Source organism: Pseudomonas sp. LBUM1668 (assembly GCF_059695715.1).
Genome location: NZ_CP166787.1, coordinates 5,183,819 through 5,208,463 on the forward strand (window position 1 = coordinate 5,183,819; position 24,645 = coordinate 5,208,463).

23 protein-coding genes are annotated in these 24,645 nt (G+C 59.9%); 14 read left to right on the top strand and 9 right to left on the bottom strand.

All coding sequences use genetic code 11. The annotated features are described in order from the left end of the window. Window positions 1-49 precede the first annotated feature (49 nt). Entirely contained in the window at window positions 50-2,404 is a 2,355-nt protein-coding gene (locus ACA061_RS23325; protein WP_497300114.1) for a hybrid sensor histidine kinase/response regulator, read from the bottom strand. Between the two features lie 361 nt (window positions 2,405-2,765). Here ACA061_RS23325 and ACA061_RS23330 point away from each other — a divergent pair, with 361 nt between their 5' ends. From ACA061_RS23330 to ACA061_RS23345, 4 genes are all read left to right on the top strand, one after another. Next, window positions 2,766-3,563 (top strand): hydroxymethylpyrimidine/phosphomethylpyrimidine kinase, encoded by a 798-nt coding sequence (locus ACA061_RS23330; RefSeq protein WP_047303578.1) that lies wholly within the window; start codon window positions 2,766-2,768, stop codon window positions 3,561-3,563. Window positions 3,564-3,581: 18 nt separating this feature from the next. After that, window positions 3,582-4,205 carry a thiamine phosphate synthase gene (thiE, locus tag ACA061_RS23335; protein ID WP_497300115.1) on the top strand — a complete coding sequence of 208 codons (624 nt, stop codon included), beginning with the start codon at window positions 3,582-3,584 and terminating at the stop codon, window positions 4,203-4,205. Window positions 4,206-4,222: 17 nt separating this feature from the next. Continuing rightward, window positions 4,223-5,506, top strand: a complete 1,284-nt coding sequence (hemL, locus tag ACA061_RS23340) for a glutamate-1-semialdehyde 2,1-aminomutase (protein ID WP_210554860.1) — start codon at window positions 4,223-4,225, stop codon at window positions 5,504-5,506. Between the two features lie 224 nt (window positions 5,507-5,730). Continuing rightward, a complete protein-coding gene (locus ACA061_RS23345) occupies window positions 5,731-6,285 on the top strand; it encodes a tetratricopeptide repeat protein (RefSeq protein ID WP_042561233.1) in 555 nt (184 codons plus the stop codon). A gap of 262 nt (window positions 6,286-6,547) precedes the next feature. Here ACA061_RS23345 and ACA061_RS23350 read toward each other — a convergent pair whose 3' ends face one another. Then, the gene (locus ACA061_RS23350; RefSeq protein WP_042561234.1) at window positions 6,548-6,877 is read right to left on the bottom strand and encodes a DUF1820 family protein; all 330 of its coding nucleotides are present in this window, start codon (window positions 6,875-6,877) and stop codon (window positions 6,548-6,550) included. Window positions 6,878-7,010: 133 nt separating this feature from the next. On the opposite strand from ACA061_RS23350, the gene miaB reads away from it, so the two are divergent. The 5 genes from miaB to lnt all read left to right on the top strand — a co-directional run bounded on the left by miaB (window position 7,011) and on the right by lnt (window position 12,496). Next, entirely contained in the window at window positions 7,011-8,339 is a 1,329-nt protein-coding gene (gene miaB / locus ACA061_RS23355) for a tRNA (N6-isopentenyl adenosine(37)-C2)-methylthiotransferase MiaB (protein WP_150602134.1), read from the top strand. A gap of 288 nt (window positions 8,340-8,627) precedes the next feature. After that, on the top strand, window positions 8,628-9,626 hold the full coding sequence (locus tag ACA061_RS23360; RefSeq protein ID WP_150617312.1) for a PhoH family protein: 999 nt from the start codon (window positions 8,628-8,630) through the stop codon (window positions 9,624-9,626). Next, complete coding sequence (gene ybeY, locus ACA061_RS23365) at window positions 9,619-10,113, top strand: rRNA maturation RNase YbeY (protein ID WP_497300116.1); 495 nt, start codon at window positions 9,619-9,621, stop codon at window positions 10,111-10,113. Before ACA061_RS23360 ends, ybeY begins: the two co-directional genes overlap by 8 nt. A 5-nt stretch (window positions 10,114-10,118) precedes the next feature. Further along, complete coding sequence (locus ACA061_RS23370; protein ID WP_150602131.1) at window positions 10,119-10,958, top strand: CorC family transporter; 840 nt, start codon at window positions 10,119-10,121, stop codon at window positions 10,956-10,958. 14 nt (window positions 10,959-10,972) lie between these two features. Next, window positions 10,973-12,496, top strand: a complete 1,524-nt coding sequence (gene lnt / locus ACA061_RS23375) for an apolipoprotein N-acyltransferase (protein ID WP_042561238.1) — start codon at window positions 10,973-10,975, stop codon at window positions 12,494-12,496. An 86-nt stretch (window positions 12,497-12,582) separates the two neighbouring features. Here lnt and ACA061_RS23380 read toward each other — a convergent pair whose 3' ends face one another. Both ACA061_RS23380 and ACA061_RS23385 read right to left on the bottom strand, forming a co-directional pair. Next, a complete protein-coding gene (locus ACA061_RS23380) occupies window positions 12,583-13,344 on the bottom strand; it encodes a YdcF family protein (protein ID WP_150617309.1) in 762 nt (253 codons plus the stop codon). 105 nt (window positions 13,345-13,449) lie between these two features. Beyond that, window positions 13,450-13,773: a hypothetical protein gene (locus tag ACA061_RS23385; RefSeq protein WP_150602128.1), complete on the bottom strand. Its 324-nt coding sequence runs from the start codon at window positions 13,771-13,773 to the stop codon at window positions 13,450-13,452. Window positions 13,774-14,027: 254 nt separating this feature from the next. Here ACA061_RS23385 and leuS point away from each other — a divergent pair, with 254 nt between their 5' ends. From leuS to ACA061_RS23410, 5 genes are all read left to right on the top strand, one after another. Next, window positions 14,028-16,634, top strand: a complete 2,607-nt coding sequence (leuS, locus tag ACA061_RS23390; RefSeq protein WP_497300117.1) for a leucine--tRNA ligase — start codon at window positions 14,028-14,030, stop codon at window positions 16,632-16,634. An 88-nt stretch (window positions 16,635-16,722) separates the two neighbouring features. After that, window positions 16,723-17,328: an LPS-assembly lipoprotein LptE gene (locus ACA061_RS23395; RefSeq protein ID WP_210554857.1), complete on the top strand. Its 606-nt coding sequence runs from the start codon at window positions 16,723-16,725 to the stop codon at window positions 17,326-17,328. Window positions 17,329-17,367: 39 nt separating this feature from the next. After that, window positions 17,368-18,405 (top strand): DNA polymerase III subunit delta, encoded by a 1,038-nt coding sequence (gene holA / locus ACA061_RS23400; protein ID WP_150602125.1) that lies wholly within the window; start codon window positions 17,368-17,370, stop codon window positions 18,403-18,405. A gap of 175 nt (window positions 18,406-18,580) precedes the next feature. Continuing rightward, on the top strand, window positions 18,581-18,745 hold the full coding sequence (gene arfA / locus ACA061_RS23405; protein WP_007960579.1) for an alternative ribosome rescue factor ArfA: 165 nt from the start codon (window positions 18,581-18,583) through the stop codon (window positions 18,743-18,745). A gap of 61 nt (window positions 18,746-18,806) precedes the next feature. Further along, window positions 18,807-20,129 carry a lytic murein transglycosylase gene (locus ACA061_RS23410; protein ID WP_042561245.1) on the top strand — a complete coding sequence of 441 codons (1,323 nt, stop codon included), beginning with the start codon at window positions 18,807-18,809 and terminating at the stop codon, window positions 20,127-20,129. Between the two features lie 101 nt (window positions 20,130-20,230). Here the strand turns inward: ACA061_RS23410 and ACA061_RS23415 are convergent, their stop codons facing one another. The 5 genes from ACA061_RS23415 to ACA061_RS23435 form a co-directional block, all read right to left on the bottom strand. After that, window positions 20,231-21,181 carry a S66 peptidase family protein gene (locus tag ACA061_RS23415; RefSeq protein ID WP_497300118.1) on the bottom strand — a complete coding sequence of 317 codons (951 nt, stop codon included), beginning with the start codon at window positions 21,179-21,181 and terminating at the stop codon, window positions 20,231-20,233. A 172-nt stretch (window positions 21,182-21,353) separates the two neighbouring features. After that, window positions 21,354-22,352, bottom strand: coding sequence for a lipoyl synthase (gene lipA, locus ACA061_RS23420; RefSeq protein ID WP_426235045.1), 999 nt, complete (start codon window positions 22,350-22,352; stop codon window positions 21,354-21,356). Window positions 22,353-22,377: 25 nt separating this feature from the next. Then, window positions 22,378-23,025, bottom strand: a complete 648-nt coding sequence (gene lipB, locus ACA061_RS23425) for a lipoyl(octanoyl) transferase LipB (protein ID WP_150602122.1) — start codon at window positions 23,023-23,025, stop codon at window positions 22,378-22,380. Continuing rightward, window positions 23,025-23,300 (bottom strand): DUF493 domain-containing protein, encoded by a 276-nt coding sequence (locus tag ACA061_RS23430; RefSeq protein ID WP_042561249.1) that lies wholly within the window; start codon window positions 23,298-23,300, stop codon window positions 23,025-23,027. Before ACA061_RS23430 ends, lipB begins: the two co-directional genes overlap by 1 nt. 85 nt (window positions 23,301-23,385) lie before the next feature. Further along, entirely contained in the window at window positions 23,386-24,543 is a 1,158-nt protein-coding gene (locus ACA061_RS23435; RefSeq protein WP_042561250.1) for a D-alanyl-D-alanine carboxypeptidase family protein, read from the bottom strand. Between the last annotated feature and the right edge of the window lie 102 nt (window positions 24,544-24,645).

Here is a 24,645-nt window from a genome sequence, read left to right on the forward strand (position 1 = left end):
ACGCCGAACAAAGTGTCATATCCGCCGTTTTTGCGGCGCTTTTACCCTATCAACAGCAGAGCACGCGCCGCTCCAGCGCCGCCTGCAAATCTTCGAATTTCACTGGTTTGTTCAGGTAATCAATCACCGCGCCAGAGCTGCACATCTCGCGGTCGGCACTCAGCGCCAGCATGAACACCGGCAAATGCGCGCAACCCGGCAACGCGTGGATCTGGCAGCACAATGCCGCGCCGTCATGAGCAGGCAACTGGCAATCGATCAGCACCGCGTCGAAGCTTTCGCGCCGCAGGTAATCGAGCGCTGCCGGACCGTTGTCGGCGGTGCGCACGCGGAAACCGAGCTTGAGCAGCATGCCGCGCATCACCAGTTGATTGACGCTGTTGTTATCGACCAGCAGCACCGTGCAGTCCTGTGGTGCGCGCATGCAATCGCGGGCAGGCGTCGCTATTGGCGCAGGTTCGACCACCGGCAGTTCGAACTCCACGTCCAGTTGAAAGCGGCTGCCACTTCCCGGCTCGGAACGGTGGGTGAGCTTGCCGCCGAGCAACTCCACCAATTGTCGGCAAATCGCCAGCCCGACGCCCAGCCCGCCGTACTCACGGGTCATCGAACCGTCGAGCTGGAAGAAGCGCTGATACATCGTCGCCTCGCCCAGATCGGTGAAGCCGATGCCGGTGTCGATCACCGCAAACGACAGTGCCATACGATTGTCCGTCGACGGTTTGCCGGTAACGCGCAGCGCCAGACCGCCCACGCGGGTGAACTTGATCGCGTTATCCAGCAAGCATTCCAGACATTGCGCCAGTTTCGTGCTGTCGCCGTTCAGGCGATCCGGCAGGGTCGGCAGCACGTCGACCTTGAAGTCCAGCGACTTGCTCGCCGCATTACTTTCAAATTGCAGGCGTAATGCCTCGACCACGCCGCGCAGGCTGAAAGTGCCCGGTGTCGCCTTGAGCTTGCCGGCCTGCAACTCGGTAAGGGTGAGGATGCCATTGACCATGCGCATCATGTCCCGGGCAGAACTGGCAGCAGTTTGCTGGTACTGCTCAAGTTCCGGGTCCAGGTCGACGGTCTGCATCAGCTCCAGCGAGCCGATAACACCGTTCATCGGCGTGCGCAGTTCGTGGGTCAGGGTTGCGAGGAATTCATCCTTGAGCTTGTTGCTGTGGGCGAGTTGCTGGTTGAGGACTTCGAGTTTCTGCCCGGCATCGAACAGAGTCTGCGCCTGTTGCTCGCGCATCGCGTTGATGCGGTCGGCCAGCGCCAGCGACAAAAGCGCCACCTCGATGGCCGAGCCGATCTGGCTGGCGTACATGGTCAGGAATACGTTCGGCAGCAAACCGAGCACCATCAGCGTGTTGACGATGCCGCCGAGCAAGAACGCCGACCAGGCGATGATGAAGTAACGCGCCACCCGCAGGCCGCGGCACCAGGCCAGAATCCCGGCGGCGAAAATCACCACGGTGAAGGTCAGCGCCAACGTTGTTGCGAGGCGCAAGGCCAAGGCGTAACTGGCCATCAACGACAGACCGACCACCAGCGCACCGAATGCGATCAAGGCGATCAGCAAGCGGTCGAGCCAGCGGCTGTGCATCCTGGTCTGCAAAAAGCTGCGGGCGAACTGGCTGCCGAACAGCCCCGCGCAACCGATGAAGAACGGGGTGGCGGCATTGGCCCACCACGGATTGTTCGGCCAGAAATACTCGACCGCCGCGCCATTCACCGACAGTTGATAGAGGCCGAACGAGGCAATGTAGAAGATGTAATAGAGGTAGCTGGTGTCTCGCACACTCAGGTAAATGAACAGGTTGTAGACCACCATCCCCAGCAGTACGCCATAAATGATGCCCAGCACGTACAGGCGCACCGGCTGATCTTCGAGGTACGCAGTGCTCGACCACAATGTCACCGGCGCCTGGATCGAACCTTCGCTGGCGAGTCGCAGGTACACGGTCTGCTGTTGATCGGGCGCGAACGTCAGGTCGAACAGATAGTTGTTCTGGCGGATCTCACGACTGGCGAACGGCAAGGCATCGCCGGTTTGCCGGATCAGGCGAAAGTCGCCATGGGCGTCGGGCAGATACAGGTCGAGATGGTCGAGCGGCGGATACGCCAACTCCAGCAGCCAGGTGCGCTGGGCGGCCGGATTGCTCGGGCGGTAATGCAGGTCGATCTTCAGCCAGAACGCCGAGCGCGAGTACCCGGCATTGAGCGTGGCTTTGTCGTGGGTTTTGAAATTGCCGGCAGCGGCCTGCGCACGGACATCGGCAATGCTCGCCTGACCGCTCGGGTCTTCGAACACTTGCAGTGACCGGCCCAGAGGGAGGCTCTGGGTGAATTCGTCGAACTCGACAGCGCTCGCCATGAGGGGCAAGCAGAACAGCAACATCAGCAGATAGCGCATTGAAGCCCCAGCGTGGCTCGTCCGGTTGTGTCAGGAAGCCCCCCCATTCCTTTTGAGTAGACGTAAAACCGGTATTACCTGTTATTGGTTTGGATCCAGACTAGCATAGCCGTTGATGGCCATTGAGCACCATCGGAATTTTTCCTACAAAGGCTCTAGAACGGGCGTTCTAGAGCAAAGCACCGCGCTAGAGCTGTTGGGTTGGTCAGGTAGATCAAAAGATCGTACGAACGCGGCCCGAGCCTCCGGCAGCCCCTACACTGGAATGCGTTCCCTGTAGGAGCTGCCCAAGGCTGCGATCTTTTGATCTTGCTACGCCAGCCACACCCGAAAATCAGCTTTGGTGGTAAGCTCGCGCACCATGAATATCTACAGCTCCCGCCCCGTTGTCCTCTGTCTCTCCGGCCACGACCCCAGTGGTGGCGCCGGCTTGCAGGCAGATATCGAAGCCCTGCTCGCGCAGGGTTGCCATGCGGCTCCGGCCGTCACCGCCCTGACCGTGCAAGACACCGTCAACGTCACTGACTTCCGCGTCCTCGACCGTGAGTGGGTGTTGGCCCAGGCCAATGCCGTGCTCAACGATTCCGAAGTCGCTGCGGTCAAACTGGGCATGCTCGGTTCGCTGGAAATGGTCGACACCGTTGTCGAACTGCTGTCCGCGCACCCGCACTTGCCGGTGGTCTGCGACCCGGTGCTGCGCGCCGGCGGCGGCGGACGTCTGGGCAAGGACGAAGTCGGCTATGCGATGCGCGAGCGTCTGCTGCCACTGTCGATCATTGCCACCCCCAACCTTCCCGAAGCACGCATCCTCGCCGAACTGCCCGAAGGCACTGCGGACGAGTGCGCTGAAAAACTTTTGCCGTTCGTCAAGAACCTGCTGATTACCGGTGGCCACGGCGACGAAACTGAAATCCACAATCGCCTGTACAGCCGCGACGGCCTGCGTGAAACCTTTTACTGCCAGCGTTTGCCGGGCAGTTATCACGGTTCTGGCTGCACTCTCGCCAGTGCCTTGGCCGGTCGCCTGGCGCAAGGTGAAAACCTCGCCAGCGCCGTGCGCAGTGCACTGGATTACACCTGGCGCACCCTGCGCGATGCCGAACAACTGGGCAAAGGCCAGTTCGTCCCGCGTCGCCTGCCGCTGGATTTCTGTTCGTAAAGTCGTGAGGTCTGCCTGATGAAACTACGTGGCCTGTACGCCATTACCGACAGCCAGTTGCTGGCCGGTAAGTTCCTGTCGTATGTGGAGGCGGCGCTGGAAGGCGGCGTCACCCTGCTGCAATACCGCGACAAGAGCAGCGACGAGGCCCGCCGTCTGCGCGAGGCCGAGGCGCTGCGCGATCTGTGCGAACGCTACAAGACGCAGCTGATCATCAACGATGACGCCGAACTGGCTGCGCGCCTGAACGTCGGTGTGCATCTGGGCCAGACCGACGGCCCGCTGTCACCGACCCGCGCCCTGCTCGGCTCGAAAGCCATCATCGGCTCGACTTGCCACGCGCAAATCGAACTGGCCCAACAGGCTGCCAAGGAAGGTGCGAGTTACGTCGCCTTCGGTCGTTTCTTCAATTCCAGCACCAAACCCGGCGCGCCGACTTGCAGCCTCGATCTGCTCGACGAAGCCAAACATGCGCTGCATCTACCGATCTGCGCGATTGGCGGCATCACCCTCGACAACGCGGCGCCGCTGGTGGCCCACGGCGTCGACTTGCTTGCTGTGGTCCACGGTTTGTTCGGTGCCGACAGCACCGCCGAAGTGACCCGCCGCGCCCGCGCATTCAATGAATTGTTCAAATCCTGATTTTTGAGAGCCCGATCATGTCTCGTTCCGAAACCCTGTTTGCCAATGCCCAGAAACACATTCCCGGTGGCGTGAACTCGCCGGTTCGCGCGTTCAAGAGCGTGGGTGGCACGCCGTTGTTCTTCAAACACGCCGAAGGCGCCTACGTCACTGACGAAGACGACAAGCGTTATGTCGATTACGTTGGCTCGTGGGGCCCGATGATTCTTGGCCACAGCCACCCGGACGTGCTGGACGCGGTGCGCAATCAACTGCAACACGGCTTGTCGTACGGCGCGCCGACCGCAATGGAAACCGAGATGGCCGACCTGGTCTGCTCGCTGGTGCCGTCGATGGACATGGTGCGCATGGTCAGCTCCGGCACCGAAGCGACCATGAGTGCGATTCGTCTGGCCCGTGGTTTCACCGGCCGCGACAGCATCATCAAATTCGAAGGCTGCTACCACGGCCACTCCGACAGCCTGCTGGTCAAGGCCGGTTCCGGCGCACTCACCCAAGGCGTTCCGAGTTCGGCGGGTGTACCGGCAGCGTTCGCCAAACACACGCTGACCCTGCCGTTCAACGACATCGACGCGGTAGAAAAAATGCTTGGCGAAGTCGGCCAGGAAGTCGCGTGCATTATCGTTGAGCCAGTGGCCGGCAACATGAATTGCGTGCCGCCAGCGTCGGGCTTCCTCGAAGGTCTGCGCTCGCTGTGCGACAAGCATGGCGTTGTGCTGATTTTCGACGAAGTGATGACCGGTTTCCGCGTGGCCCTCGGTGGCGCACAGGCTTACTACGGCGTGAAGCCAGACCTGACGACCTTCGGCAAGATCATCGGTGGCGGTATGCCGGTCGGCTGTTTCGGCGGCAAGCGTGAAATCATGGAGCGCATCGCGCCGCTGGGCCCGGTTTACCAGGCCGGCACACTGTCGGGTAACCCGCTGGCCATGGCTGCCGGTTTGACCACTCTGCGCTTGATCAGCCGTCCGGGTTTCCACGACGAACTGACCGATTACACCACTCGCCTGCTCGACGGCCTGCAACAACGCGCCGATGCAGCAGGTATTCCGTTCGTGACCACTCAGGCCGGCGGCATGTTCGGCCTGTACTTCAGCGGTGCCGACGACATCGTCACCTTTGAAGACGTGATGGCCAGCGACGCTGCCCTCTTCGGTCGCTTCTTCCACCTGATGCTGGAAGGCGGCGTGTACCTGGCGCCGAGTGCATTCGAAGCCGGTTTCACCTCTATCGCCCACGGCGAAGCCGAGTTGAAGTTGACGCTGGATGCAGCCGAGCGCGCCTTCGCCAAACTGAAATAATCGCCGAACCGCTGACGTTGGCCATTGCCAGCGTCAGCTTTCACCTACACCCGAGCTGTTTTTCCGACGCCTCTGCTAAATATCCGCCTAAAGTGGGCGATATATTCCCCGCGCAGCAGAAAAACGAGTAAAGACTTTGTAAGGTTGGCCCTGCTTATTTCATAATGCGCGCTTATTGGATCCCTCGATGGGTCCGCGTGCCCTTCAGAGGTAAGTCGATTCCCATGAACCGCACCGGCCGCACCCTTGCCTTGGGCTGCCTGTTGCTCCTTCAGCCCCTGCTCGCGCATGCACAAGCAGGCGGCAACTCGTTGTTGATCCCGGCGATGGGTCGTTGCACCCTCAATACTCAGCCGCAAGACGTCACGCAGGCACTGGCTGCCTGCCAAAAGGCTGCGGATGAAGGGGATGCGCAAGCGCAATATGAGTTGGGTGAGTTCTACTACGACGGCAAGAATGCGCCGCGCGACCTCAATCAAGCCCTGAGCTATTTTGAAAAGGCCTCGCTGCAAGGCCACGCCCAGGCGCAATTCAAGCTCGGCACCATGTTTTTCCACGGTGAAGGCGTTCAGGCCAATAACATTCAGGCGTACATCGTGCTGAAGATGGCTGCGGTCAACGGCGCCGAAGAGGCGCTGGACACTGCCGACGAAGTCTCTGAAAAAATGTCCCGCGAAGACCTCGAAACTGCCACGCAGGTGCTCGGGCAAATTTTCCGTAAATACCTGATGGAATTGCAGAGCGCCGATGGGCGTACGCCGTTTTCGCCACTGCCCTGAGTTCTGCTGACCTCTAGGGTTCATATGGCTGATGGGATTTTGTGGCGAGGGGATTTATCCCCGATCGGCTGCGCAGCAGTCGCAAACCATTCGCTGCGGTGTGTCAGAAAGAGTTTGATTGCAGGTTTTGGGGCCGCTTCGCAGCCCATCGGGGATAAATCCCCTCGCCACAAATAAAACCTGTTCAGCCACTCAACTAAATCCTATTCAGCCACTGAATCCTGTTCAGCCACTAAATCTTCTTCAGCCACAGAAAAGGGTTTTACTTCTCAGGCATCGGCATCGGAAACGGCATCACATTGCCGACCGTGCCACGGGCTTCGCTGATTTTCGGTGTACCCAGACGCTCGACCTCGTCGATGCGCACGATCGAATGCATCGGCACAAAGCTGCGCACCACGCCTTCGAATTGTGCCTTGAGCTTTTCTTCGCTCGGATCGACGACCATCTGCGTGCGCTCGCCAAAGACGAACTCTTCCACTTCCAGGAAGCCCCACAGATCACTTTGATAGATCTGCTTGGCGTACATTTCGAACACCTGGCCCTGGTTGAGGAAAATCACCTTGTAGATTGGAGCTTCGCGTTTGGTCATGGCGGGCGGATAACATCGGGGATAAAAATGAGGGCGCGAACTATAGCATAGCCACCGGACGCACAACGGTAGGAACATGGAGACATGTTCCCTATAATGCGCGGTTCTTTGAATCACGTGACGATCCTAATCCATGGCCAAGAAGCTTTACATCGAAACCCACGGTTGCCAGATGAACGAGTACGACAGCTCGCGCATGGTCGATCTGCTGGGTGAACATCAGGCCCTGGAAGTCACTGCTCGCGCCGAAGATGCCGACGTGATTCTGCTCAATACCTGCTCGATCCGCGAGCGCGCCCAGGACCGGGTCTACTCGCAACTGGGCCGCTGGCGCGAACTGAAACTGGCCAACCCGGACATGGTGATTGCCGTCGGCGGTTGCGTGGCCAGCCAGGAAGGCGCGGCGATCCGTGATCGCGCACCGTACGTCGACGTGGTGTTCGGCCCGCAGACCCTGCACCGCCTGCCGGAAATGATCGACGCCGCACGCATCACCAAATTGCCGCAAGTCGACGTCTCGTTCCCGGAAATCGAAAAGTTCGACCACTTGCCCGAGCCGCGCATCGACGGCCCGAGTGCTTACGTGTCGGTGATGGAGGGTTGCAGCAAGTACTGCACGTTCTGCGTGGTGCCTTATACCCGCGGCGAAGAGGTCAGCCGCCCCTTCGACGACGTGCTCGCCGAGATCATTCATCTGGCCGAAAACGGCGTGCGTGAAGTGACTTTGCTGGGGCAGAACGTCAACGGCTATCGCGGCACCACCCATGACGGTCGTCTGGCCGATCTTGCCGAATTGATCCGCGTAGTCGCCGCCGTCGATGGCATCGATCGCATTCGCTACACCACCTCGCATCCGCTGGAGTTCTCCGACAGCCTGATCCAGGCCCACGCCGAAGTACCGGAACTGGTGAAGCACCTGCACTTGCCGGTGCAATCGGGGTCCGACCGGATTCTGGCGGCAATGAAACGCAACCACACGGCGCTGGAGTACAAATCCAAATTGCGCAAACTGCGCGCGGCGGTGCCGGGAATTTGCATCAGCTCGGACTTCATCGTCGGCTTCCCGGGCGAAACCGAAAAAGACTTCGAACAGACCATGAAGCTGATCGAAGACGTCGGTTTCGACTTTTCCTACTCGTTCGTTTACAGCCAGCGCCCGGGCACACCGGCCGCCGATTTGACCGACGACACGCCGGAAGCGCTGAAGAAAGAACGCCTGAACGCGCTTCAGCACCGCCTGAATCAGCAAGGTTTCGAAATCAGCCGACAAATGGTCGGCTCGACCCAGCGCATTCTGGTGACCGATTACTCGAAGAAAGACCCGGGCGAACTGCAAGGGCGCACCGAGAATAATCGGATCGTCAACTTCCGCTGCGACAATCCAACCCTGATCGGCCAGTTCGCAGATGTGCACATCGACGCGGCGCAACCGCACTCGTTGCGCGGCTCGCTGATCCAGTAACAACATATCTCCTCTGTGGGAGAAGGTTTTTGTGGCGAGGGGATTTATCCCCGATGGGGTGCGAAGCGCCCCCAAAACCTGCAACTGCGGTGCATCTGATATGCCGCACTGGATGGTTTTACGACGGCTGCGCCGCCGATCGGGGATAAATCCCCTCGCCACAGATGAATTCTTCAGCCATAGAGAAAGCGCTCGAGAGCGGCAGCGATATTTAAGAGCTTTCGCACCCAGGCCACTGGCGTTATCCTTGATTTCATCTTAATTGCCCCAGGGCGGCTAAATACGACCTTGAACGCTCCCATAGAACCACATCGTTTTATTCTCGAGCCCTTTGAGGCTCATCGCTTCGCCAATCTGTGCGGGCAGTTCGACGAGCATTTGCGCTTGATCGAACAGCGCCTGAGCATCGAGATCCGTAACCGCGGAAACCAGTTCGAGCTGATCGGCGACCCCAAGCACACCACGTCTGCGGAAAATCTGATTCGCCGCCTGTACCGCGAAACCAAGGGTACGGAGTTGTCGCCAGATATGGTTCACCTGTTCCTGCAGGAATCAGCCGTCGTCGAGCTGGACAACCACGCCCCCGCGGAAGCCTCCGTCGCCCTGCGCACCAAAAAAGGCATGATTCGCCCTCGCGGCTTGAATCAGTTGCGCTACGTGAAGGAAATTCTCGGTAACGACATCAACTTCGGCATAGGCCCGGCCGGTACCGGCAAGACCTATCTGGCCGTGGCCTGCGCGGTCGATGCACTGGAGCGCGAGCAGATCCGGCGCATCCTGCTGGTGCGTCCGGCGGTTGAGGCGGGTGAAAAGCTCGGTTTCCTGCCCGGTGATCTGTCGCAGAAGATCGACCCCTACCTGCGCCCGCTCTATGACGCTCTCTACGAAATGCTCGGCTTCGAATACGTGGCCAAGCTGATCGAACGTCAGGTGATCGAAGTCGCGCCGCTGGCCTACATGCGCGGTCGCACGCTGAACAACAGCTTCATCATTCTCGACGAAAGCCAGAACACCACCGTCGAACAGATGAAGATGTTCCTGACGCGTATCGGTTTCGGCTCTACCGCAGTTATCACCGGTGACATCACCCAGGTCGATCTGCCGAAAGGCACCAAGTCGGGCCTGCACCACGTGATCGAAGTGCTCAAAGACGTGCCGGGTATCAGCTTCACACACTTCATGCCTAAAGACGTTGTGCGCCATCCGCTGGTGCAGCGGATCGTTGAAGCCTACGAGCGCTTCGAAAACCGTGACGACGCGCCCAAGGACACTTCGCGAAATGCTTGAACTAGACCTGCAAATCGCTACCGAAGCGAGCGCCCCGAGTGAAGCCGACTTCCGTCAATGGTGCGAACTGGCCCTGCGCCAGCGCACCGCTGACTCGGAAATGACCATTCGTCTGGTCGACGAGGAAGAAGGTCGTGAGCTCAATCACACCTGGCGCCAGAAGGATTACGCGACCAACGTCCTGTCGTTCCCGGCTGACGTGCCCGACGAGTTTCTCGACATCCCGCTGCTCGGCGATCTGGTGATCTGCGTGGCCGTGGTTGAGCGCGAAGCTGCTGAACAAGGCAAGGAACTAAAGGCCCATTGGGCACATCTGGTCATTCACGGCTGCTTGCATCTGCTTGGTTACGACCATATAGATGACGAAGAAGCCGAAGAAATGGAAGCACTGGAACGCGAGTTGCTTGCTGAACTGGGCTATCCCGATCCGTACGCGGACGACGAAACCGAACCATCCCCTATCGTTATAACAAAGGATTCAGAGTAATCGCTATGAGCGAAGATCGATCGAGCAACGGGCAGAAGTCATGGCTGGGTAAACTGACCCAGGCTTTTGCCCACGAGCCGAAGAACCGCCAGGAGCTCCTTGAGCTGCTGCGCGATGCACATCAGAACAAACTGCTGGACAGCGAAGCGCTGGCCATCGTCGAAGGCGCCATTCAGGTGGCTGACCTGCAAGTTCGCGACATCATGGTGCCGCGTTCGCAGATGATCAGCATCAAGGCGACCCAGACACCGCGTGAATTCCTCCCGGCCGTGGTCGATTCCGCCCACTCGCGCTATCCGGTCATCGGCGAAAGCCATGACGACGTGATGGGCGTGCTGCTGGCCAAGGATCTGCTGCCGCTGATCCTCAAGGAAAACGGCGACAGCTTCAACATCAAGGATCTGCTGCGCCCGGCCACCTTCGTGCCGGAGTCCAAGCGTCTGAACGTGTTGCTGCGTGAGTTTCGCGCCAACCACAACCACATGGCCATCGTCATCGACGAATACGGCGGCGTGGCCGGTCTGGTGACCATCGAAGACGTGCTGGAACAAATCGTCGGCGACATCGAAGACGAGCACGACGTCGAAGAAGACAGCTACATCAAGCCGCTGCCCAGCGGTGACTTCCTGATCAAGGCACTGACGCCGATCGAGAACTTCAACGAGTTCTTCGACAGCGAGTTCTCCGACGACGAGTTCGACACCGTCGGCGGCCTGGTGATGAGCGCGTTCGGGCACTTGCCAAAACGCAACGAAACCACTGAAATCGGCGCCTATCGTTTCCGCATCCTGAACGCCGACAGCCGTCGGATTCACTTGCTGCGACTGTCGCCGATCGCTCGTTAATTCTAAGGACTGAAATGCGCTGGACAACCCGCCCCGGCTGGCCCGGTAACCTGCTGGCCGTGGCGGCCGGTGCAATCACCACGTTCGCTCTGGCACCCTTCGATATCTGGCCGCTGGCTCTGCTGGCGGTCGGTTTGTTCTATGCCGGTCTGCGCGAGCTGAGCCCGCGCCAGGCGCTAGGACGTGGCTGGTGCTTCGGTTTCGGCCTGTTCGGCGCCGGTACCAGTTGGATCTATTACAGCATTCATCATTTCGGCGGCGCTTCGGTGCTGTTGGCCGGATTCCTGATGCTGCTGTTCACCGCGGCGATTGCGTTTTTCTTCGCCCTGCCCGCTTGGCTCTGGGCACGCTGGCTGCGCCGTAACGAGGCACCGCTCGCCGATGCCTTGGCATTTGCTGCGTTGTGGGTCGGTCAGGAAGCCTTTCGTGGCTGGTTCCTCACTGGCTTCCCGTGGCTTTATTCCGGTTACAGCCAGCTCGACGGTCCATTGGCCGGTCTCGCGCCGGTGGGCGGGATGTGGCTGGTGTCGTTCGTTCTGGCATTGACGGCTGCGCTGATCTACAACGCGCCGCGTCTGCTGCAATCCGGTCGCAAGGCTTTTGTTGCGGTTGGCCTGCTATTGCTGGTCGGGCCTTGGGTGGCGGGGATTGCACTCAAGGGCCACGCCTGGACCAGCCCGTCAGGCGAGCCGCTGACCGTTGCTGCCATTCAGGGTAACGTCGAACAAAGCATGAAGTGGGACCCGGCGCAGCTCAACGCGCAACTGGCGCTGTACCGCGATCTGAGTTTTCGCTCCAAACCCGTGGATCTGCTGATCTGGCCGGAAACAGCGGTACCGGTACTCAAGGAGTCCGCCGAGGGCTACCTGAGCATGATGGGTAACTTCGCCGCCGAGCGTAAATCGGCGCTGATCACCGGCGTGCCGATCCGCGAGACGGTGCATCACGAAAGACGCTTTTACAACGGCATCACTGTGGTGGGCGAAGGCGATGGCACTTACCTGAAGCAGAAACTGGTGCCGTTCGGTGAATACGTGCCGTTGCAGGATGTGCTGCGCGGACTGATCGCATTCTTCGACCTGCCGATGTCGGACTTCGCCCGCGGCCCCGCTGATCAGCCGATGCTGCAAGCCAAGGGCTATCAGATCGCGCCGTTCATCTGCTACGAAGTGGTGTATCCGGAGTTCGCCGCCAGCTTGTCGGCGCGCAGCGACCTGCTGCTGACGATCAGCAACGACACGTGGTTCGGCACCTCGATCGGCCCGCTGCAACATTTGCAGATGGCGCAGATGCGCGCGCTGGAAGCCGGACGCTGGATGATCCGCGCCACCAACAATGGCGTGACCGGCCTGATCAACCCGTTCGGGCAGATCACCGAGCAGATTCCGCAGTTCGAACAGGGCATTTTGTATGGAGAAGTCGTGCCGATGCACAACCTGACGCCGTATCTGCAATGGCGTTCGTGGCCGCTGATCGTCCTGTGTCTGGGGCTGTTCGGTTGGGCGTTGATGGCTAGCCGGATGTCCAAAACCCTCTAAGCAAAAAGATCGCAGCCTGCGGCAGCTCCTACATGGGATTTGTATTCCCCCTGTAGGAGCTGCCGCAGGCTGCGATCTTTTGATCTTCAGCGATAGAAAAGCGAATACCCCACCTGCCCCACCGCTTCATTCAGCAACTGCCCGCTCTGCCAGATCGACTTGAACTCCGGCAGCCAGCCACCAAACGGCCGAGCGTTGTCTGTACCCAGGAAGCCCACTGGCGCTGGCACCACTTCAAATCCTGCCTGTTCAAAACTCCACACCGATCGCGGCATGTGCCAGGCCTGCGTCACCACAACTACGCGTTTGATCCCCTGCGGCAACAGCATATCGGCGCTGAATTTGGCGTTTTCCCAGGTGGTGCGGCTTGCCCCTTCCTGCCAACGCACGCTCACACCGAAATCGTCCAGCAATGAATCGGCCATCAACTTCGCTTCGGTCGGCGGCGTGCCGTAATGCAACCCGCCACTGGTCAGAATCGGCAGTCCCGACGCCTTCGCCAACCGCGCCGCATAGCGTTGACGCTCAAGCCCCACGCCGGTCGGCTGATCGTCGCCCCAGGCCAGATCACCCCGCTCACGCCCGGAACCCAGCACCACAATCGCATCGGCACGTTGCGCCAGTGTCGCCCACTCTTCGCGGGCCAGCGGGGGCTCGCGTTCGAGGGCTTTGGCGCCCCATTGCACCACCACCGGCAGGCTCATCAGCCAGAATCCGCCAAAACCGAGGGCAAAACACAATCCAGCCAGTCGCGGCCGTGAGCGGCGCAGCCACCACGCGGCCAGCAACAGCAGCAAAAGAATGCCGGGCGGCAATAGAAGTTGTTTGATGAAATAACGAAAAGGCATCGGGCATCTCCAAAGATGCCCGAAGCCTAAGTGGGTTAATACAACGCGACAACCGATAGGGTGGGATCCTGTTGAAAAAGATCCGTTTCTTGACCTGCCATGCGCTTACTTGGCCCGTAAAGCACGCACCTTGACGGTGTCTTTGCGGGGCGCCTTGTCCTTGAGCCAGATGACCTTGGCCGAATGTGTTGCATCGAGCTGCTTCACTGCTTGCGACAAGCATCCGTGCGTTTCACGTTCACTGCGATCCAGATAGGCCTTGACCAGTTTGAACTCGGCGGGGCTCAAGCCACGCAATTCCAGTTCCAGGGGGCGCTCGTCGCGCAGCCGGTCTGCGGTTTTTGCAGCGTCCAGGGCCATACCCAGACGGTCCATCAACCGCTCGTACAACTCAGGTTTCGTGATGTTTCTTTGCTGTTGCTCCACCATCCCTCACCTCATTGAAGATAAGACTCACTCCCCAGTTAGAGCTTAGCTTCGCTGCACAAACCGGCTGGATGCCGCGACCAACGGCCCTCGCCACCCACTGCGTGGGTCAAACAGCTGTAATCAGGGTTTCCCTAGGCCAAGCACGGTCATGTATGCTACGGCGCTTCCTGTCATTCCACTTCCAGCTCGTCCGGGCCGTCCCGAATGCCGCGTTGAAGAGGATTAGGCCACCCCTATCCAGTACAAAAGTAGCCATGCACGAACAATATCAGCCCCGTGAAATCGAAGCCGCCGCCCAGTCGTTCTGGGATGAGCAAAAGTCCTTTGAAGTCAGTGAACAGCCAGGCAAGGAGACTTTCTACTGCCTGTCGATGTTCCCTTACCCCAGCGGCAAGCTACACATGGGGCACGTGCGCAACTACACCATCGGCGACGTGATCTCCCGCTACCAGCGCATGCAAGGCAAGAATGTCCTGCAACCAATGGGTTGGGACGCCTTCGGCATGCCGGCGGAAAACGCCGCGATGAAGAACAACGTAGCGCCCGCCAAGTGGACCTACGAAAACATCGCCTACATGAAAACCCAGCTGCGCAGCCTGGGCCTGGCGGTGGACTGGTCGCGTGAAGTCACCACCTGCAAACCTGATTACTACCGCTGGGAACAATGGCTGTTCACTCGCCTGTTCGAAAAAGGCGTGATTTACAAAAAAAGCGGCACCGTCAACTGGGACCCGATCGATCAGACCGTTCTGGCCAACGAGCAGGTGATCGACGGTCGCGGCTGGCGTTCCGGCGCGCTGATCGAAAAGCGCGAAATTCCGATGTACTACTTCAAGATCACCGCTTATGCGGATGAACTGCTGGAGAGCCTCGACGAACTGACTGGCTGGCCTGAACAGGTCAAGACCATGCAGCGCAACTGGATCGGCAAATCCCGCGGCATGGAAGTGCAGTTCCCGTACAACGTCGACTCGATCGGCGCAGCTGGCACCCTGAAAGTCTTCACCACCCGTCCGGACACCCTGATGGGCGCGACCTACGTTGCCGTCGCCGCTGAACACCCGCTGGCCACCCAGGCCGCGCAGAACAACCCTGAGCTGCAAGCGTTCATCGCTGAGTGCAAGGGCGGCAGCGTCGCTGAAGCCGACGTCGCCACTCAAGAGAAAAAAGGCCTGCCGACCGGCCTGTTCGTCGAGCACCCGCTGACCGGTGAAAAACTCCCGGTCTGGGTCGCCAACTATGTGCTGATGCACTACGGCGACGGCGCGGTCATGGCTGTGCCGGCGCACGACGAGCGTGATTTCGAATTCGCCCACAAGTACGACCTGCCGATCAAGTCGGTGGTACGCACCAGCTCCGGCGAGTCCAACCTGGCCCCATGGCAAGACGCCTACGGCGAGCACGGCACGCTGATCAACTCCGGCGAGTTCGATGGTCTGGATTTCGCTGGCGCGTTCGATGCAATCGAAGTGGCGCTGATCAAAAAAGAACTGGGCGCCTCGCGCACCCAGTTCCGCCTGCGCGACTGGGGCATCAGCCGCCAGCGCTATTGGGGCTGCCCGATCCCGATCATCCACTGCGATGCTTGCGGTGACGTGCCGGTACCGGAAGATCAACTGCCCGTCGTACTGCCGGAAGACGTGGTGCCGGATGGCGCCGGTTCGCCGCTGGCACGCATGCCAGAGTTTTACGAGTGCAGCTGCCCGAAATGCGGCCAGCCTGCCAAGCGTGAAACCGACACCATGGACACCTTCGTCGAGTCTTCGTGGTACTACGCCCGTTACGCCTCGCCGCACTTTGAAGGTGGCCTGGTCGAGAAATCCGCGGCTGACCACTGGCTGCCGGTGGATCAGTACATCGGCGGTATCGAACACGCGATTCTGCACCTGCTGTACGCACGTTTCTTCCACAAGCTGATGCGTGACGAAGGTCTGGTGAGCTCCAACGAGCCGTTCAAGAACCTGCTGACCCAAGGCATGGTAATCGCCGAAACCTACTACCGTCGCGAAGCCAACGGTGCCTACACCTGGTTCAACCCGGCGGACGTAGAACTGGAGCGCGACAGCAAAGCCAAGGTCATCAGCGCCAAGTTGATCGCCGACGGCCTGCCGGTGGAAATCGGCGGTACCGAGAAAATGGCCAAGTCGAAGAACAACGGCGTCGACCCACAGTCGATGATTGATCAGTTCGGCGCAGACACCTGCCGCCTGTTCATGATGTTCGCCTCGCCACCTGACATGAGCGCCGAATGGTCCGACTCCGGCGTGGAAGGCTCGCATCGCTTCCTCAAGCGCGTCTGGCGTCTGGCGCAAGCCCACGTTACCCAGGGCCTGCCGGGCAAGCTCGACGTTGCCAGCCTGAACGACGAGCAGAAAGCCGTTCGCCGCTCGATCCACCTGGCCATCAAGCAGGCCAGCCACGACGTCGGCCAGAACCACAAATTCAACACCGCCATCGCTCAGGTCATGACGCTGATGAACGTGCTGGAAAAAGCCGCGCAAGGCACCGAGCAGGATCGTGCGCTGGTGCACGAAGGCCTGGAAGCCGTGACTTTGCTGCTGGCTCCGATCACACCGCACATCAGCCATGAGCTGTGGAATCAACTGGGCCACGCCGATGCCGTGATCGACGCCGGCTGGCCTGCTGTGGACGAAAGCGCACTGGTGCAGGACAGCCTGACCCTGGTCATCCAGGTCAACGGCAAGCTGCGTGGCCAGATCGAAATGCCGGCGAGCGCGACGCGCGAAGAAGTCGAAGCCGCCGCTCGCGTCAACGAAAACGTGCTGCGTTTCGTCGACGGTCTGACCATTCGCAAAGTGATCGTTGTGCCAGGAAAACTGGTCAACATCGTCGCCAGCTAAATTGGATTGGGCGTCAGGTTTGCCTGACGCACTGTAAAACCTTTCGGGCCGCCAGGTCGGCCCACATGGTTTCAAGGGGAGCAACACAATGATCAAACGCAATCTGCTGGTGATGGGCCTCGCTGTTCTGCTGAGCGCCTGCGGTTTCCAGCTGCGTGGCACTGGCAGCAACGAACTGACGATCAAGGAACTCGATCTGAGCGCCCGTAACGCCTACGGCGAGACCGTCACTCAAATGCGTCAGGTGCTGGAGTCCAGCGGCGTCAAGGTTTACAGCGGCGCGCCTTACAAGCTGTACCTGGCTGACGAACAGGAAAGCCAGCGTATCCTCAGCTATGCAGGTGCCGGTCGCACGGGCGAGTATCAGCTCAGCACTGTCCTGAGCTACGACATCCGCGGTGAAAAAAACCTGTCCCTGCTCAGCGACAAGCTTGAAGTGCAGAAAGTCTTCATCCACGACGGCAACAACCTCGTCGGCTCCGATCAGGAAGCCAACGACGCCCGTCGCGATATCCGTCGCGATCTGGTTCAGCGCATGATGCTGCGTCTGCAACAGCTGACCCCGGGTCAACTGGAGCAACTGCAGCAGGCCGCCAACGACCGCGCCAAGGCAGAAGCCGATGCGCTGGAAGCGGCGCAAAAGATTGAGGCGGAAACCCCGCGTCAGTCGCCGCTCGAAATCCCGCAGCAGTAAGAAGTTCGGGGCGCTCAGGCGCCCCGTTCGACCTCTCTTATGAAGCTAGCTCCCGCGCAACTCGGCAAACACCTGCAAGGCGCCCTCGCGCCCGTCTATATCATCAGCGGTGATGACCCGCTGCTGTGTCAGGAAGCCGCCGACGCCATCCGCAGTGCTGCCCGCCAGCAAGGTTTCGACGAACGCCAGGTGTTTGCCGCCGACGCCAATTTCGATTGGGGTACGTTGTTGCAGGCCGGCGCCAGCATGTCGTTGTTTGCTGAAAAGCGTCTGCTGGAACTGCGTTTGCCATCGGGCAAACCCGGTGACAAGGGGGCTGCCGCATTCATCGAGTACTGCTCGCGTCCCGCTGAAGACACGGTGCTGCTGATCAGCCTGCCCAAGCTTGATGGCAGCGCGCAGAAGACCAAGTGGGGCAAGGCGCTGGTTGAAGGTCAGCAGACGCAGTTCATCCAGATCTGGCCAGTGGATGCCAATCAGCTGCCGAGCTGGATTCGTCAGCGTCTGTCGCAGGCCGGGTTGTCGGCCAGCCAGGACGCCGTCGAACTGATTGCTGCACGTGTGGAGGGCAACCTGCTCGCCGCCGCGCAGGAAATCGAGAAGCTCAAGCTGATGGCCGAAGGTGGGCAGATCACTGTCGAAACCGTGCAGGCCGCTGTGGCGGACAGTGCACGATTCGACGTGTTTGGCTTGACCGACGCGGTCCTTAACGGTGAACCGGCCCACGCCCTGCGCATGCTCGAAGGGTTGCGTGGTGAGGGTGTCGAACCGCCAGTGATCCTCTGGGCGTTGGCGCGGGAGTTGCGCCAACTGGCCAATATCGCGCTGCAGTACAGCCAGGGCACACCGCTGGACAAGTGCTTCAGTTCAGCGAAACCGCCGGTGTGGGACAAGCGCAAACCCTTGATGAGCAAAGCCCTGCAACGATACTCGGCGCAACGCTGGGCGCAGTTGCTGCTCGAAGCTCAGCGCATCGATGCACAGATCAAGGGCCAGGCGGCCGGGTCGCCGTGGATGAGTTTGAGCCGCTTGGCACTGTTAATGGCTGGCCAACGTTTGTCATTGCCTGCCGAATAAAATCAAAAGATCGCAGCCTTCGGCAGCTCCTACACCAATCCCTGTAGGAGCTGCCGAAGGCTGCGATCTTTTGATCTTGCTTTCCTACAAAACGACCTGCATTTGCCCTATAGACAGACGCCCGACATCGGCAGATTATTTCCCCCGCAAAACCCACTCACTCGAGAGAACCCTCATGAGCAAAAAGCCATCGAAACATGGCCCGAACAAGGCCAAATCCATCATCGCCCAACCCCTGTTCCGCAGCCGCCAGGAACAACCAGCCAAGGGTAAAGGCAGCTACCGCCGCGAAGCCTTCCAGTCTAATAGCTGGGAGGCTTCTTACTTTCTGGCAGCTTAAAGCGCAGCACCCCCCGGTCATGTTAAGGTCTGCACCTGATTCGTATCCTCTGGAACTGTGCATGCCCTTTAGTCTTTCCCGTCGTTGGCCTGTTCGCCAATTGATCGCTGCCTCCAGCTTCATTCTGCTTGTCGCCTGTGCGGAAAAACCTACCGCCGCCGATGCGCAACCTCTTCAAGCCGCCCCTGTCGCCACGGCCCCAGCGATTATTCCGCCGGTAGTGCCGTCCGCCGACCCACTTGATCTTCAGCCGACCCAGACCTTTGCCGAATGGCAGGCAGGTTTTCGCAAGGATGCCTTGGCCGCTGGTATTCGCGCCGAGCTGTTCGACCGTGCGTTCGCCAATATCAGTTTCGACGCCAGCGTGATTCGCGCCGACCGCAGCCAGCCGGAGTTCTCCCGCCCGGTGTGGGAATACCTCGACGGCGCACTGTCGCCGCTGCGCGTGCGCAAGGGCCAGGCGTTGATCATTCAATACGCCGATATCCTGCAAAGCATCGAGCAGCGTTATGGCGTTGATCGCCAAGCGCTGGTGTCGGTTTGGGGCATGGAAAGCAACTTCGGGCAGTTCCAGGGCAGCAAATCGGTGATCAACTCGCTGGCCACCCTCGCCTACGAAGGTCGTCGCCCAGGCTTTGCCCACGCGCAACTGATCGCCGCCCTGCAGATTCTGCAACAGGGCGACATCACGCCGGAGAAGATGCTCGGTTCCTGGGCTGGCGCCATGGGCCAGACGCAGTTCATCCCGACCACCTACAACACCCATGCCGTGGATTTCGACGGTGACGGGCGCCGCGACATCTGGGGCAGCCCGGCCGACGCACTGGCCTCGACCGCACACTATCTGCAAAGCTCCGGCTGGCAGCGCGGCCAGCCGTGGGGCTTTGAAGTGCAGTTGCCCGGCAACTTCGACTACACGCTGGCGGATGGCACCCTGCGCAAAAGCGTCGCCGAATGGCGTCAGCTGGGCGTGATGCTGCCCAATGGGGCCCAGGCGCCCGCCGGAACCGAACAATTGTCCGCCGCCCTGTTGCTGCCGGCCGGTTATCGTGGCCCGGCGTTCCTGGTCCTCGACAATTTCCGGGCGATCCTCAAGTACAACAATTCTTCGTCGTACGCGCTGGCCGTGAGCCTGCTGTCCGAGCGCTTTGGCGGCGCTGGCTTGATCAATGGCTCTTGGCCTAAAGATGATCTGCCGCTGAGCCGCACCGAGCGAATCGAGCTGCAGACCTTGCTGAGTGCACGCAACTACGATGCCGGCACGGCAGACGGGATCATCGGCGCCAATACACGCAAGGCGATTCGCAGTGCACAGCAGTCGTTTGGCTGGCCGGCGGATGGGTATCCGACGCATAAGCTGCTGGAAAGCCTGCGTAACCAATAAAGCAAAATCAAAAGATCGCAGCCTGCGGCGGCTCCTACAGGGTTTACGTTAATCCCGTGTAGGAGCTGCCGCAGGCTGCGATCTTTTTGCATCACCCGCAATTATCGGCGGGTGACCACATCCTGCTCCAGCATCAGTTCCTGCTTCCCCGCATCCAGTCGAACCAATGCCCCCATCGGCAATGTCAGGTTCGGATCGCAATGCCCGCTGCGCCATCCTGAAAGCACCGGAATCCGTAACGGCTCAAACGTCTGCTTGAGCAGCCGGTTCAAAGCTTCGACGTCCACCCCCGCGACATCCCCAACCAGAACTCCGCGCAATTTGGCCAGTTTGCCGGCCAGGCGCATCTGGGTCAGCAGTCGGTCGATCCGATACAGGGGCTCGTTGATATCCTCGATGAGCAGAATCACCCCCTCCACATCGATTTCGTAAGGCGTCCCCAGAGTCGCAGCGATCATCGCCAGATTGCCGCCGAGCAAACGCCCGTGGGCGATGCCGGGCTCGACCGTCGTCAACGGATAAGCCGCCGGGTGGCTTAGCACACTGCCGCTCTTCAGTTGGCCACGCAGCATGGCGAAGAACGAAGTGACGGTTGGCGGCTCCTTGTCGCCCAACAGGTCAGCGTTGAGCAGCGGCCCGTGAAAGGTCACGAAGCCTGCGTATCGGCTGATGGCCAGGTGCAGCGCGGTGATGTCGCTGTAGCCAACGAATGGCTTGGCATGGCGGCTCAGCAGGTCGTAATCGATCCGGTCAAGCAGCCGTGGCGTGCCGTAGCCGCCACGCAGGCAAATAATTGCATCGACTTCGGGATCAGCGAACGCCGCATGAAGATCGCGCAAGCGCACGTCGTCGCTGCCGGCCAGATAGCCATCCTTTTCATAAACGCCGGGGAACACCTTAAGCCCATAACCCCGCGCGCGCATCCATTGCACCGCCTTATCGGTGTCCAATACACCCGGGCCGGCTGGTGCAATGACGCCGATCAGCCCTTCTGAGGGCAACGCGGGCACGGCTTTGTGCGGGCAAAGTGTGTGGGTTGGTCGAACGGTCATCCTTGGATCTCCCTGTGAGTCATGCACACACAGTAGTCAGGAACGGCGGTAAACAGAAGAGGCTCGGCCACGCCGCAGGTTGCAGGAAAAATCAGCATTGAATGTAAGACAGGCAAAAAAATGCCCGCCGGGCGTTAAAGCCTCGGCGGGCATTTTTTCATTCAGCGCCGGATCAAGAACCCATCAGCTCAGCCTTGACCAGCTTCGCCTGCTCATCGGCATGGTACGAAGAACGCACCAACGGCCCGGACGCGACGTTCTTGAAGCCCATCTTGTAACCTTCCTCGGCGAACCAGGCGAAGGTGTCCGGGTGCACGAAACGCTGCACCGGCAAGTGGCTGCGCGACGGTTGCAGGTACTGGCCGAGAGTCAGCATGTCGATGTCGTGTTCGCGCATGCGCTTCATGACTTCGATGACTTCTTCGTCAGTCTCGCCCAGACCCAGCATCAGGCCGGATTTGGTCGGAATGTGCGGCATCATCTGCTTGAAACGTTGCAGCAGAGTCAGCGACCACTGGTAATCCGAACCCGGACGCGCAGCCTTGTACAGACGCGGCACGGTTTCCAGGTTGTGGTTGAAGACATCTGGCGGCTCGGCGGCGGTGATTTCCAGGGCGACGTCCATGCGGCCACGGTAGTCCGGAACCAGGGTCTCCAGCTGCACGTTCGGCGACAACTTGCGGATTTCGCGGATGCAGTCGGCAAAGTGCTGGGCACCACCGTCACGCAGGTCGTCGCGGTCAACCGAGGTGATCACCACGTACTTGAGCTTGAGGTCGGCGATGGCGATAGCCAGGCTTGCCGGCTCGTTGACGTCCAGCGGCTTCGGACGACCGTGGCCCACGTCGCAGAACGGGCAGCGTCGGGTGCAGATGTCGCCCATGATCATGAAGGTCGCGGTGCCGCCGGAGAAGCACTCGCCCAGGTTCGGGCAGGACGCTTCTTCGCAAACGCTGTGCAGCTTGTGTTTGCGCAGCAGGCTCTTGATACGGTCGACTTCCGGGGAAACCGGGATACGCACACGAATCCAGTCGGGTTTCTTCGGCAGCTCGGTGGTCGGAATGATCTTTACCGGGATGCGTGCAACCTTCTCGGCACCGCGCAGCTTGACGCCGGCTTCAACCTTGGGACGCGGGGCCGGGCGCTCGGTCACGTCGAGCGTCGGGATCATGGTTTGCACTGCATCAGTAGTCATATCAGTCGATTCCGCCCGTCAGGGTCGTCTGCTCAGCATAGTCGAGGTGTTTGACGAGCTGCGCGCGCAGCCGGGCACTTACCTCGGCAAATTCAATCGATCCTGCGTGATCGCTCAGCTGGGTCATCGCCAGCCCGGCATAGCCGCAGGGATTAATCCGTCGAAACGGTTCCAGGTTCATATCCACATTCAGGGCCAGCCCATGAAAGGAGCAACCGTGGCGAATCCGTAAACCCAGAGAAGCGATTTTCGCGCCATCGACGTACACGCCGGGAGCGTCTGGCTTGGCCGCTGCGGTCACACCGTAGCTGGCCAGAAGTTCGATCAGGCATAGCTCCATGCGACTGACCAGATCACGCACGCCAAAACCCAGCTTGCGTACATCCAGCAACAGATAAGCCACCAGTTGGCCGGGGCCATGGTAAGTCACCTGCCCGCCGCGATCGACCTGCACCACCGGAATTTCACCCGGCAGGAGCAAGTGCTCGGCCTTGCCGGCTTGACCCTGCGTGAACACCGGTGGGTGCTCGACGAGCCAGATTTCGTCGGCGGCATCGCTGCCGCGTTCGTTGGTAAAACGTTGCATGGCATGCCAGACCGGCTCGTAAGCCATCTGGCCGAGTTCGCGAAAGCCCAGCGTGCCTGGCATCACAGCACCATGTGCACGAAACCGGTCGCCCGCAGTTCGCTGTTGATGTCGTACAGCTGGTCTTGACCGGTGGCGACGATGTGCAACTGGATCGTGGTGTATTTACCGTTGCTGCTCGAACGCTCGTCAATACGATCATCGTTGATGGTCGCGTGCTTCTTGACGATTTCGATGATCTTGTCTTTGTTGCCGACGCCCGTGTCGCTGATCACCTTAACCGGGTAATCGTTGGCAGGGAATTCGATCTTTGGCGCCTTTACTTCGGTATCGGTCATGGCGTAACGGCCTCTATAGCGCAAGCCGTGGTAACGCACATGGCCCCGCACCGGATCGGGGCGGGGCCATGCAGGTCAACACAAATCAGTTGAACAAGCCGTAGAAGAATAGACGGATGCTATCCCACATGCGGCGGAAGATACCACCCTCCTCGACGCCGTCCAGAGCGATCAGGTCAGCGCTGTGCACAACCTTGTCTTCCAGTTTGACTTCGACTTTACCGATTACGTCGCCCTTGGCGATTGGCGCGGTCAGTTGCGGGTTCATGGTCATGCTGGCAGCGAGCTTCTTCAACTGGCCTTTTGGCAGGGTCATGGTCAGGTCTTGCGCGAGGCCGGCCTTGACTTGACTGGTGGTGCCTTTCCACACCGGGGCCTGAGCCAGTTCGGTGCCCTTCTGATAGAAGGTCTGGGTTTCAAAGAAGCGGAAGCCGTAGGTCAAGAGCTTCTGGGTTTCAGCGGCGCGAGCCACATCGCTGTTGGTGCCGAACACCACGGCGATCAGACGCTGGCCATCACGGACAGCCGAGGACACCATGCAATAACCGGCTTCGTCAGTGTGGCCGGTTTTCAGACCGTCAACGGTCTTGTCGCGCCACAGCAACAGGTTGCGGTTAGGTTGTTTGATGCCATTCCAGAAAAACTCTTTCTGCGAGTAGATCGCGTAGTGAGCCGGGTCTTCGTGGATGATCGCGCGAGCCAGGATCGCCATGTCATGAGCCGACGAGTAATGGTCAGGGTTTGGCAGACCGGTCGGGTTCATGAAGTGGGAGTTGGTCAGGCCCAGTTCGGTGGCCGTCTTGTTCATCACGTCGGCGAAAGCGTCTTCGCTACCGGCGATGTGCTCGGACAGTGCCACGCTGGCGTCGTTACCGGACTGGATGATGATGCCGTGCAGCAGGTCGCTGACAGTAACTTGCGAACCGACTTTGATGAACATCCGCGAACCGCCGGTACGCCAGGCGTTTTCGCTGACGGTCACCGGATCGTTTTCACCGATCTGGCCACGACGGATTTCCAGGGTCGCGATGTACGCGGTCATCAGCTTGGTCAGGCTGGCCGGTGGCAGACGCTGGTCGCCATTGTTCTCAACCAGCACGTTGCCGCTGCTGGCATCCATGAGCACATAGGACTTGGCGGCCAGTTGTGGTGGCGAAGGCATCATCTCGACCGCGAACGCGGCGGGTGAGAGGAGCAGCGGGACTAGCAGGAAAAGGCGTTTGGCAAAGGTGGTGATGTTCATCCGTCTCTCGAAATCGCTAATGCAAAATTTAATCAGATGACTTTCTGACGAGTCATCGCGTGTTCAGCTGCTCACTCCAGTCACCCTTGCCGGGCTTTTGTT

Excerpts from the sequence above, each read along its gene's own strand:
- ACA061_RS23325 (WP_497300114.1), bottom strand. The coding sequence starts at position 2,404 with ATGCGCTATCTGCTGATGTTGCTGTTCTGCTTGCCCCTCATGGCGAGC.
- ACA061_RS23330 (WP_047303578.1), top strand. The coding sequence starts at position 2,766 with ATGAATATCTACAGCTCCCGCCCCGTTGTCCTCTGTCTCTCCGGCCAC.
- thiE (WP_497300115.1), top strand. The coding sequence starts at position 3,582 with ATGAAACTACGTGGCCTGTACGCCATTACCGACAGCCAGTTGCTGGCC.
- hemL (WP_210554860.1), top strand. The coding sequence starts at position 4,223 with ATGTCTCGTTCCGAAACCCTGTTTGCCAATGCCCAGAAACACATTCCC.
- ACA061_RS23345 (WP_042561233.1), top strand. The coding sequence starts at position 5,731 with ATGAACCGCACCGGCCGCACCCTTGCCTTGGGCTGCCTGTTGCTCCTT.
- ACA061_RS23350 (WP_042561234.1), bottom strand. The coding sequence starts at position 6,877 with ATGACCAAACGCGAAGCTCCAATCTACAAGGTGATTTTCCTCAACCAG.
- miaB (WP_150602134.1), top strand. The coding sequence starts at position 7,011 with ATGGCCAAGAAGCTTTACATCGAAACCCACGGTTGCCAGATGAACGAG.
- ybeY (WP_497300116.1), top strand. The coding sequence starts at position 9,619 with ATGCTTGAACTAGACCTGCAAATCGCTACCGAAGCGAGCGCCCCGAGT.
- ACA061_RS23370 (WP_150602131.1), top strand. The coding sequence starts at position 10,119 with ATGAGCGAAGATCGATCGAGCAACGGGCAGAAGTCATGGCTGGGTAAA.
- lnt (WP_042561238.1), top strand. The coding sequence starts at position 10,973 with ATGCGCTGGACAACCCGCCCCGGCTGGCCCGGTAACCTGCTGGCCGTG.
- ACA061_RS23380 (WP_150617309.1), bottom strand. The coding sequence starts at position 13,344 with ATGCCTTTTCGTTATTTCATCAAACAACTTCTATTGCCGCCCGGCATT.
- ACA061_RS23385 (WP_150602128.1), bottom strand. The coding sequence starts at position 13,773 with ATGGTGGAGCAACAGCAAAGAAACATCACGAAACCTGAGTTGTACGAG.
- leuS (WP_497300117.1), top strand. The coding sequence starts at position 14,028 with ATGCACGAACAATATCAGCCCCGTGAAATCGAAGCCGCCGCCCAGTCG.
- ACA061_RS23395 (WP_210554857.1), top strand. The coding sequence starts at position 16,723 with ATGATCAAACGCAATCTGCTGGTGATGGGCCTCGCTGTTCTGCTGAGC.
- holA (WP_150602125.1), top strand. The coding sequence starts at position 17,368 with ATGAAGCTAGCTCCCGCGCAACTCGGCAAACACCTGCAAGGCGCCCTC.
- arfA (WP_007960579.1), top strand. The coding sequence starts at position 18,581 with ATGAGCAAAAAGCCATCGAAACATGGCCCGAACAAGGCCAAATCCATC.
- ACA061_RS23410 (WP_042561245.1), top strand. The coding sequence starts at position 18,807 with ATGCCCTTTAGTCTTTCCCGTCGTTGGCCTGTTCGCCAATTGATCGCT.
- ACA061_RS23415 (WP_497300118.1), bottom strand. The coding sequence starts at position 21,181 with ATGACCGTTCGACCAACCCACACACTTTGCCCGCACAAAGCCGTGCCC.
- lipA (WP_426235045.1), bottom strand. The coding sequence starts at position 22,352 with ATGATCCCGACGCTCGACGTGACCGAGCGCCCGGCCCCGCGTCCCAAG.
- lipB (WP_150602122.1), bottom strand. The coding sequence starts at position 23,025 with ATGCCAGGCACGCTGGGCTTTCGCGAACTCGGCCAGATGGCTTACGAG.
- ACA061_RS23430 (WP_042561249.1), bottom strand. The coding sequence starts at position 23,300 with ATGACCGATACCGAAGTAAAGGCGCCAAAGATCGAATTCCCTGCCAAC.
- ACA061_RS23435 (WP_042561250.1), bottom strand. The coding sequence starts at position 24,543 with ATGAACATCACCACCTTTGCCAAACGCCTTTTCCTGCTAGTCCCGCTG.